The sequence below is a fragment of the uncultured Rothia sp. genome, from assembly GCF_937976295.1.
Taxonomy (GTDB): Bacteria; Actinomycetota; Actinomycetes; order Actinomycetales; family Micrococcaceae; genus Rothia.
In genome coordinates, this window is sequence record NZ_CALJRY010000074.1 from 1 (window position 1) to 9,926 (window position 9,926).

7 protein-coding genes and 1 tRNA gene are annotated in these 9,926 nt (G+C 59.2%); 7 read left to right on the forward strand and 1 reads right to left on the reverse strand.

The window, feature by feature from the left end; genetic code table 11:
* Nucleotides 1-194 precede the first annotated feature (194 nt).
* Nucleotides 195-410 (reverse strand): RNA-binding S4 domain-containing protein, encoded by a 216-nt coding sequence (locus Q0216_RS02000; protein WP_005508828.1) that lies wholly within the window; start codon nt 408-410, stop codon nt 195-197.
* 230 nt (nt 411-640) lie between these two features.
* Between Q0216_RS02000 and Q0216_RS02005 the strand changes: the two genes are divergently transcribed.
* The 7 genes from Q0216_RS02005 (at nt 641) to Q0216_RS02035 (ending at nt 9,784) form a co-directional block, all read left to right on the forward strand.
* Nucleotides 641-2,020, forward strand: a complete 1,380-nt coding sequence (locus Q0216_RS02005; RefSeq protein ID WP_005507052.1) for a glycine--tRNA ligase — start codon at nt 641-643, stop codon at nt 2,018-2,020.
* 136 nt (nt 2,021-2,156) lie between these two features.
* Nucleotides 2,157-3,134, forward strand: a complete 978-nt coding sequence (locus Q0216_RS02010; protein ID WP_298592519.1) for a GNAT family N-acetyltransferase — start codon at nt 2,157-2,159, stop codon at nt 3,132-3,134.
* Nucleotides 3,135-3,334: 200 nt separating this feature from the next.
* Nucleotides 3,335-4,501: a tRNA dihydrouridine synthase DusB gene (dusB, locus tag Q0216_RS02015; protein ID WP_044150672.1), complete on the forward strand. Its 1,167-nt coding sequence runs from the start codon at nt 3,335-3,337 to the stop codon at nt 4,499-4,501.
* Nucleotides 4,502-4,638: 137 nt separating this feature from the next.
* Nucleotides 4,639-6,747 carry a DNA primase gene (gene dnaG / locus Q0216_RS02020; protein ID WP_298592521.1) on the forward strand — a complete coding sequence of 703 codons (2,109 nt, stop codon included), beginning with the start codon at nt 4,639-4,641 and terminating at the stop codon, nt 6,745-6,747.
* Between the two features lie 287 nt (nt 6,748-7,034).
* Nucleotides 7,035-7,107: transfer RNA gene (locus Q0216_RS02025), tRNA-Asn, on the forward strand.
* Nucleotides 7,108-7,516: 409 nt separating this feature from the next.
* Nucleotides 7,517-8,380 carry a phage holin family protein gene (locus tag Q0216_RS02030; RefSeq protein ID WP_037231903.1) on the forward strand — a complete coding sequence of 288 codons (864 nt, stop codon included), beginning with the start codon at nt 7,517-7,519 and terminating at the stop codon, nt 8,378-8,380.
* A 192-nt stretch (nt 8,381-8,572) separates the two neighbouring features.
* The gene (locus Q0216_RS02035) at nt 8,573-9,784 is read left to right on the forward strand and encodes a glycosyltransferase (RefSeq protein WP_098042693.1); all 1,212 of its coding nucleotides are present in this window, start codon (nt 8,573-8,575) and stop codon (nt 9,782-9,784) included.
* Nucleotides 9,785-9,926 lie beyond the last annotated feature (142 nt).

Consider the following 9,926-nt stretch of genomic DNA (forward strand, 5'->3'; position numbering starts at 1 on the left):
TGCGTAGGCGCGGAGGAAATATGCGGCGCCCCGCCTCTGCTTAGTTAGGGGAGGAACGAGGACGGTCACCGACTCCTCTAGTGCTCAGCCTGAGGAAATATGCGGCGCCCCGCCCCTCCCAACCTGAGAGGAACGAGGACGTACGCCGTCCCTCACAGATTCCGCCCCTCAAGCTTTCACGTCAAGAGGCTGGGTTAGTCTTCGTGCGCAACCTTCACGGTCACGCCGTTGAAGGTCACGGTATCGCCGGGGTGCAGCTGCTTGCCGCGTGCTTCCTCAATGTCGCCGTTGACCTTTACCAGGCCGTGCTGAATGACCTCGCGTGCCTGCGCGCCGTCCTCTACGAGGTTGGCGAGCTTGAGGAACTGGCCGAGGCGGATCATGTCGTCGCGAATAAAAATTTCTTCCATGCTTCCTAGTTTATCCCGCCGGGTGCGTCCCGGATTCCCGAAAATGGGGGAGCGGTGGGCCGGGTAGGCGTACCCAGGGACGGGGTGGTGATGGTACCCTAGTGTCTTGCATCAAAAAGTGTGCATACCGCGCCGATGAGCGCGAATACGGGCGCCCCGTTCTGGGTTGCGTCCCTTATCAACCCGAACTCACGCACGTCACAGCCGGTGGCGGGGCAGAAGGAGTAACTATGGCTGAAAAGTCCACCCTCGATAACGTTATTGCGCTCGCGAAGCGCCGCGGCTTTGTTTTCCAGGCCGGTGAAATTTACGGCGGTTCCCGCTCCGCATGGGACTACGGCCCCCTCGGTGCAGAGCTGAAGGAAAACATCCGTCAGCAGTGGTGGCAGCGTTTCGTCCGCTCCCGTGCGGACATGGTTGGCCTGGATTCTTCCGTTATTCTGCCTCGTGCGGTGTGGGAGGCGTCCGGTCACGTGGCGACCTTCACCGACCCGCTGGTTGAGTGCCTCTCGTGCCACAAGCGTCTGCGTCAGGATCACCTGCTGGAGAACTTTGAGGCGAAGAAGGGCCGCGCGGCTGAGGGTATGGAAGAGATCGCTTGCCCGAACTGTGGTACCCGTGGTGAGTGGACTGAGCCGCAGAACTTCTCCGGTCTGATGAAGACCTACCTGGGCCCGGTCGATAATGAGGAAGGCCTGCACTTCCTGCGCCCGGAGACCGCTCAGGGTATTTTCGTGAACTTTAACAATGTGGTGACTGCTTCTCGTAAGCGCCCGCCGTTCGGTATTGGCCAGATTGGTAAGTCGTTCCGTAACGAGATCACTCCCGGTAACTTCATTTTCCGTACTCGTGAGTTCGAGCAGATGGAAATCGAGTACTTCGTGCACCCGGATGACGCTGATAAGTACTTCAACGAGTGGGTTGAGGACTGCTGGAACTGGTTCGTTGACCTGGGCATTAACCCGGATAACATGCGCCGCTTCGACGTTCCTAAGGAGGAGCGTGCGCACTACTCGGCTGGCACCATTGACGTTGAGTACCGCTTCGGCTTCCAGGGTTCGGAGTGGGGCGAGCTGATGGGCGTTGCGAACCGTACCGACTACGACCTGGGCGTGCACAACGAGCACTCCAACGCCAAGCTCGAGTACTTCGACCAGGCCACCGGCGAGCGCTACGTGCCGTACGTGATTGAGCCGTCCTTCGGTCTGACCCGTTCGATGATGGCGTTCCTTGTTGACGCATATGTCGAGGATGAGGCACCCAACACTAAGGGTGGCGTGGATAAGCGCGTCGTGCTGAAGCTCGACCCGCGCCTGGCACCGGTCAAGGCTGCTGTCCTGCCGCTGTCGAAGAAGGCTGAACTGTCTGAGCCGGCAACCAAGCTGGCGAATGAGCTGCGCGGCCTGTGGAACGTGGACTACGACGAGGCGGGCGCTATTGGCCGCCGTTACCGCCGCCAGGATGAGATCGGTACCCCGTTCTGCATCACCGTGGACTTTGACACTCTCGAGGATCAGGCTGTGACCATCCGCGAGCGCGATACCATGAACCAGGAGCGTGTGGCTCTGGATCAGGTGAAGTCCTACCTGGCTGCACGTCTGGCAGGCTAAAAATATTCATAACATGGTCGGCGGGTAGCTTCTTAGAGCGAAAGAGGCTACCCGCCGTCGTGTATTTGGGCTACCCTGGTTAGACTGATTGGCACGATTGGCACGATTGACGTGAGCGAAGGAAAGGTGCACGGACATGGCTGAACGTCTCGGCGAAAAATTTGAGATTCGCCCTTGGCAGGAGGGTGATGACCTTGCCCTGCTTGAGATTTGGAACTCTGCCCGCAATGAGGTTGAGGAGCGCCAGCGTGGCCTTTTCGGCCCGGATACGGATGCGCCGTTTAGCCGTACTCTGGTGGTGACTGCTTCGGGTGTGCCGGTGGCTGCGGGTACTGTGGTTGCTTCGCTGTTGCATCCGACGCGCCTGTGGTCCTACATTGAGGTGGCTGCTGACCACCGCCGTCAGGGTATTGGTACCGCCCTGCTGGATGCGTTGCGTGAGATTGCAGCGGCGCACGGTCAGACCACTGCTCTGCGCGTGAAGCTGTCGCCGTTTAGTGACGGTGAGGAGTTCGCGCAGGCTGCTGGTATGAAGCTGATTCAGCGTTCCCGTATGGTGCGTGTGGAGCCGGGTGCGATTCCTCCGGTGTCTTTGCGTGAGGACGCTGACGGTAACGAGACTCAGGCGATTGAGGATTTGGCGACCGGTTCGGTTGAGCTGACCGCCGCGCTGTGGGAGTTCTACCGCCGCTCCCACGAGTGGGATGTTCCCGCCGAGGTGGGCCTGGGTACGGTGAACCGCTACTTCCTTTCGGATGAGGTACGTGCTTTTGGTGCCGTGGTGCTTCGCGACCATATTCGTGAGGCTGCCGCCGAGGGTAAGAAGGGCCCGATTGTGGCGTTTGCGGTGAGCTACCACCCCTTCGAGACTGACCCGGAGGCGGCGCTGGTGAATGAGAACACCGCCACCGAGCTGCTGCTGGGCTACGACTTCGATAATGAGGGCGCCGTGGAGGCGATTATGCAGGTGCTGTCCCTGCTGAGCGCTAAGTACCCGGTGCTGGTTGAGGTTGATGACGCCATGGAGGCGCTGGTTCAGGTGACCGACGTGCTGCTGCGTGCCGGTAGCGCTTCTGTGGAGGGCGACCCGACCTATATTTACGTGACCGAGTAGGTCCGCGAGTAGATTCCCGAGTAGATTCACGGCATCGAGCCTGCTGGCTGACGCTTGCCAAAAGGGGCGGGGGAGCGGAGTGCTTCCCCGCCCCTTGTGCGTACCTGCGCCTCCTCATGGCTGCTGAGCTTGCACTGCGCTCCTGTACCCCTTCAGCTGAGTCCGGTTCCCGATTTGCCCCCGTATGCCACAATATAGGGGTGAATTCTGAAGCACCCCGTCTTACCCTTCCGCCCCTGAAACTGGGCAAACTGACCGTTGATACTCCCGTGGTTCTCGCCCCGATGGCCGGCGTGACCAATAAGGCGTTCCGTCGCCTCTGCAGCGAATATGGCGGCGGCCTGTACGTGACCGAGATGGTGACTGCGCGCGCCCTGGTGGAGCGTAAGCCCGAGTCCATGCGCATCATTGAGCATGACCCGGACGAGAAGATCCGCTCCATCCAGATTTACGGTGTGGACGCGGTCAACGTCGGTAAGGCTGTGCGCATGGTCGTTGAAGAGGACCGTGCCGACCACATTGACTTGAACTTTGGCTGCCCGGCTCCTAAGGTGACTCGCCGCGGTGGCGGTGCCGCCCTGCCCTGGAAGACTGACCTGTTCACTGCGATCGTGCAGACCGCGGTGAAGGAGGCGTCCCGCAACGATATTCCGCTGACCATTAAGATGCGTAAGGGCATCGACGATGACCACATTACGTTCTTGGAATCCGCCAAGATTGCGCGTGATGCCGGTGTTGCGGCGATTGCCCTGCACGGTCGTACCGCGGCGCAGCATTATTCGGGTAAGGCTGACTGGGATTCGATTGCGCAGCTGCGTGAGCTGATTCCGGATGTGCCGATTCTGGGTAATGGCGACATTTTCTCCGCTGAGGATGCGGTGCGCATGGTTGAGCAGACCGGCGTGGATGGCGTGGTGATTGGTCGCGGCTGCCAGGGCCGCCCGTGGCTGTTTGGTGACCTGCAGAATGCGTTTGAGGGTTCGTCGGAGCGTATCCGCCCGACCCTGACTGAGGTGTCGGACATGATTTACCGCCACGCAGAACTGCTGGTGGAAACCTTCGGTGATGAGACCCGCGGCCTGCGTGAGATTCGTAAGCACGTGGCGTGGTACTTTAAGGGCTACCCGGTTGGCGGCGAGCTGCGCGCGAAGATGGCTCAGGTGCCCGACCTGGCGACGTTCCGTGAGCTGATTGCGCAGCTGGACCACTCGATTGGTTACCCGGGTGCCGCTGTGGAGGGTTCGCGCGGTCGCGCCGGCAGCCCCAAGCAGCCGCACCTGCCCGATGGCTGGCTGGATTCGCGCATCCTCGGGGACGCTGAGCGTCTGGGCCTGGCGGAGGCTGAGCTGGATATTTCCGGCGGCTAAACCCCTGTACGTGTGTGCCGCGGCGTGCTGTTTGCGCGTCGCGGCGCATCCTTTTTATGAGCCTGTTCGCGCGCTAGTTCCCGCTCCTGCCACGCCTGCAGGGGATACCTGTTGACCCCCACCGTAGAATTGAGTTTATGGCTGGATTCATCCGCAAAGAAGACATTGACGAAGTACGCGCCCGTACCGATATCCGAGAGGTCATTGAAGGCTACGTGAGCCTCAAGAGCTCTGGTATGGGCCGCTTTGTGGGGCTGTGCCCGTTCCACGACGAGCGCTCGCCCTCATTTAGCGTGAGCGCACAGGTGGGTTTCTACCACTGCTTCGGCTGCGGTGAATCCGGTGATGTTTATGACTTTGTCATGGCGATGGAACACACAGGCTTCGCTGAGACAGTGGAACGCATGGCTGCGCGCATCGGCTACACCCTGCGCTATGAGGGCGGCAAGCCCGGCGACCGCTACGAGGCGGGTATGCGCCGCCGCCTGCTCGATGCGCACAAGATTGCCGCCGAGTTCTTCGAACGTAACCTCTACTCGCCGGACGCACAGGATGCGCAGCGCTTCCTTGGTGCCCGCGGTTTCGACCCCGCCGCAACCCGCAAGTTCGGTGTCGGCTACGCCCCGCGCGGCTGGGATCACCTGCTCAAGCACCTTCGCTCCCAGGGCTTCACCGATGAGGAGCTGAAGGCAACAGGCATGTTCTCGGAGGGCAACCGCGGCCTGTACGACCGCTTCCGCGGCCGCATTATGTGGCCCATCCGCACCATTGCCGGTGAGACCATCGGCTTCGGTGCCCGCCGCCTCTTCGACGACGACCAGGGCCCCAAATACCTGAACACCCCCGAGACGCAGCTGTACAAAAAATCGCAGGTGCTCTACGGCATCGACCTGGCAAAACGCGATATGGCGAAGAATAAACAGGTCGTCATCGTGGAAGGCTACACGGACGTCATGGCGGCACACCTCGCCGGTATCACCACCGCCGTTGCCACCTGCGGCACCGCGTTCGGTCCCGGCCACATCAAGATGGTGCGCCGCATGATTACTGATGATGGCTCCGGCGGCGAAATCATCTTCACCTTCGACGGCGACGCCGCAGGACAGAAAGCCGCCATGGCAGCCTTCCAGGAGGACCAGCGCTTCGTCGCGCAGACCTTCGTGGCGGTTGCCGAGAACGGCATGGACCCCTGCGACCTGCGCCTGCACAAGGGGGATGCCGCCGTGCGCTCGCTGATTGCTTCGCGCCGCCCACTCTTCGAGTTTGCGATTGATTCGACCCTCGCCAAGTACGATTTGGCGACCCTTGAAGGCCGTGTGCTGGCGATGCGCGCCATCGCCCCGATTATTGCCGGCATCAAGGACCGCGACCTGCGCCCCGCGTACATGCGTAAGGTATCCGGTCAGCTCGGTCTGGAGCTCGACGAGATTCAGCGTGCCGTGGCGTACGCGCAGAACCACCCGAAGCTTTCGCGCTCCCAGCAGGCGGAGGCTGCCGCCGCCGCGCCGCGTTACGAGCGTCTGAACGAGGGAGCGCAGGGTGCGTTGGGCGCGCCGGGTTACGCGGGCGCGCCGGGTTATGCGGGAGCACAGGGGACAGCTCATGCTGATGCGCCCTACGACCCCGCCTACGATGCACCGCCCCCGGAAGACTACGCCGCACCCAGCGCCTACGCCGGGCAGAACGCTGCCGCACACCCGCCGAGCAGTATTCAGCCCGCCGCACCCCAGTCGGACGCGACCGCCCCCGCCGTCGAGGAATTCCTCACCCCCGACCCGCGCGACCCGGTTGCCCGCCTCGAAAAGGCGGCGCTCGAGATTGCCCTGCAGCACCCCGAGCTCATCAGCGTGGAACAGTGGCGTAACCTTGCCACCGTGCAGTTCCGCTACCGCACCCACCGCGAGGTAGCCGCCGGCATTATTCATGCGGCAACCGTCATGGCGCCCACCCCCGGCATCGAATGGATCAACTGCGTGCGCTCCGGCGCTGTGGAGGGTGTACACCCCGCCATCGCGGAGCTCGCCGTCTCACCGCTACCGGTCAGCAGCGCCGAGCGCCTGCCCAACTTCGTCACCGGCGCACTCAACGCCCTATTCGAACAGCAGATCGCCCGCCAAAAATCTGACCTGATGATGCGCCTGGAACAGCTCAGCGCCAACCCCGACGACGAAGAGTTCGAAGCGGTACAGCGTCAGCTCCTCGAACTGGAAATGCGCCGCCGCCAGCTCACCGCCCAGCGCGGCTAAGCACGGTTCCCCTGCTGTGCCTCGGTAACCTGTCGAATGTCCTGCACTCTGCAGGTTACCGGGGCACACTGGGGAGTGCCGGGGAGGAGCACAGGAGGCAGCGCCGGTCAGCAGGAGCCCGCACCACCCAATCCAGCCACACAGCCCAACCACGCAACCTAACCACGCAGCCCAACCACACACCCCAAAGAGTGATGCACTTCACGGCATTTCAAGTTGCGGAGCCCAAACAGCCCCGGTATAGTTATTACTCGTTGCAAGGGAAACTAGCAACGAAAACAAAATAATCCCCCGTAGCTCAATTGGCAGAGCATTCGACTGTTAATCGAAGGGTTACTGGTTCGAGTCCAGTCGGGGGAGCATTTAAAAGCCTCAGAGCAAAGCTCCGAGGCTTTTTTGTATGGTGACTGGACTTTGAACAGTAACCCGCTCCATATTTTCTCAACGCTGGGGTCTCTAAATACCCTCACACAAGAACCCTCTCGCGCATCAAACATCTCTGTCTCGAACACTATATGAATGCATACGCATAAAAGTTTTCGAGAATTTACACAGTACACGGTAGAATGCGAAAGATACCCTACGCACCATAAAACCGTGTACTGCCGCCTTCTGAAGATTCGATGGGAGCAGAAAAATCATACGGTTTGGTTGGTGTGATCGCTGGGGCGGCTGTGTAACAACACACCTGCGGTAAGAATAGAGCTAGAATAATAACCGTGGGGTGCCAAACAGAAGCTCCACACAGAACAATCACGGAGAGGTGGGCATGACCACAAACACTAATCCCCAAGGCATACGAGCAGGCATTGCAGGGATTAAGTCAAGTATCGCGGGTCTCTTTGATGCCGCTAAGGTACTTAAAACCCTAGGTATTAACCAGGTCAAAGACGAAGTCCAGATTGCAAAGCACGAGCTTAAGACCAAAGGCGTCGCTCTTGGCAAAGGTGCAGCCTTCCTCGCCGTCGCAGCTGTTTTTGCGTGCTTCATGGTCATCGCTATTATCGGTCTGCTTATCTTCCTCCTTGGACAGCTTGTACCTTTATGGGCCTCAGCGCTGATTTGGGCAGGCGTCTTCCTTATTATTCTCGCCATTTTAGGGCTTATCGGATATAAAAAAGTTAAAGCCCAGCTGCCCTTTGCTCCCGAATCGGCAATCTTCGGCGTTCTCTTTGATCTCGGCGTGCTTCGTGAAGGCAGCGCAATGACAGCCTCCCGTTTGAAACAAGAGCAGGCTGAACGTGCAGCGCGCAAGCAGGCAGAGCGTGAGGCCGCTGCAGAGAAGGCACGCCAAGAAGCTGAGGAGCGTAAGGCACGCGGCGAAGAAGAACCCAAGCCGCTCACCATTGAGCAGATTCAGCAGCGCACTAAAGAACGTCGTGCACACCTTGCAGCTTTGCGCGATGATATGCAGAAGTACGCACAGAATGCTCAATCCTTCACCCAATCAACCGTAGACTCCGCAAAGACCGGTGTGCAGAACGCGCCCAGCAGCGCGGCTACCGTTGGGCGCAACATGGTCAGCAATGCATCCAAGCCTGAGGTTGTTAAGGCTCGGTGGAAGTCCTTCGCAACTCTGGGCGCATCGCTCTCCGCAGTCGTACTCTTCCTCCGAAAGATTGTGCGACGCTAACGCAAGTACCTGCACCACAAACTCCGTATCATTGGCCCGTCACCTCCGCGGTGGCGGGCCATTTTTGAGTGCGTATAGAGGCGACTCTCAGAGAACTCCAAGGCCTGTTTATGCTGAGGAACGCGATAACACCCGATAAAATAATGAAGAACACCCCATACACCTGAGAAGTCAGACCAAGGAGAACAGGCGATGCAGCAGGCAAAGAAGATCCTGATCGGTGCTGAGACCTATCCCCCCGATGTGAACGGCGCGGCACAATTTGGGCACCGCCTAGCGACCTCTATGCTCAAGCGCGGGCACGAAGTACACGTGGTTGCCGCAAATCCCAGCCGTGGACCTAGCTACCGAACCGTAGTAGAGGGCGGCATCGTCGAGCACCGTCTGCGTTCGCATTTGCCCCCCACTCATGAAACCAACCGCATCTGTATTCCCTGGGAAATCCACGCCGAGGTGGGTCGTATCCTTGACGAAGTTAAGCCGGATGTTATTCATGTGCAGTGCCACTACATTATCGGGCGCGCATTACTGAAGCAGGCACATAAGCGTGGAATTCGAGTTATCGCCACCAACCACTTTATGCCCGCAAATTTAGATCCATTCCTGCCGTTCCCGGAACCCGTCAAAAAGGTGTATGCGCATATTACCTGGGCGGATATGCGCCGTCTTTTCAAATATGCGGCGGTGGTGACAACTCCGACTCAGATCGGCGCCGATGCGATGCGAGATCTTGGAAGATTTACTCGCCCCGTTATGCCCGTTTCTAACGGCATTGAAATCAGCGACTACGAGCTTGCTGAGGGCGCAGATTTGGGCAAAGCACCCGGCGAACTGCGTGTAACCTTCGTGGGTCGTCTTGCTGAAGAGAAGCACGTGGATGTGCTTATTGAGGCGCTCTCTCTTCTCCCCGAAGACCTTGACCACGTTCGCCTTGATATCGCCGGAGGCGGCGAGCTTCGTGAAACCCTCGAACAGAAGGCACGCGAATGCGGTGTTGAAAACCGAGTAACGTTCCGTGGGTTTGTTCCGGACGAAGAACTGCCGGGTGTTTACCAGAGGGCGGATATTTTCTGTCAGCCTGGGACCGCAGAGCTGCAGTCGCTTGTCTCCTTGGAGGCTATGAGCGCATCCACCCCCGTAGTCTTGGCAAACGCTCTAGCGCTTCCACATCTCGTGGAAGAAGGCGTTAACGGATACCTCTTTGAGCCTAATAATCCGCAGGATTTGGCGGATAAACTTACAGCAATTCTTCGTCTACCTGCCGCTGAACGCGAGCAGATGGGGCGTGAGAGCCGCCGTATTGTGGAATTCCATAGTGCGGAGAACACCTGGCGCACTTTTGAGGAATTATATGTATCGGATGCCCCCTATGAGCGTTTTCTTGCTCAACGTTCTGAAAAATAAGGTGTGTCTAAGATTCGCCAAAACTGTACCCCTCAGGTACTCTAGAGACGTGGCTTACGCGCTAAGCCTCTAGGGGAGTTAGCTCAGCCGGTTAGAGCAGAGGACTCATAATCCTTTGGTCGTGGGTTCAAGTCCCACACTC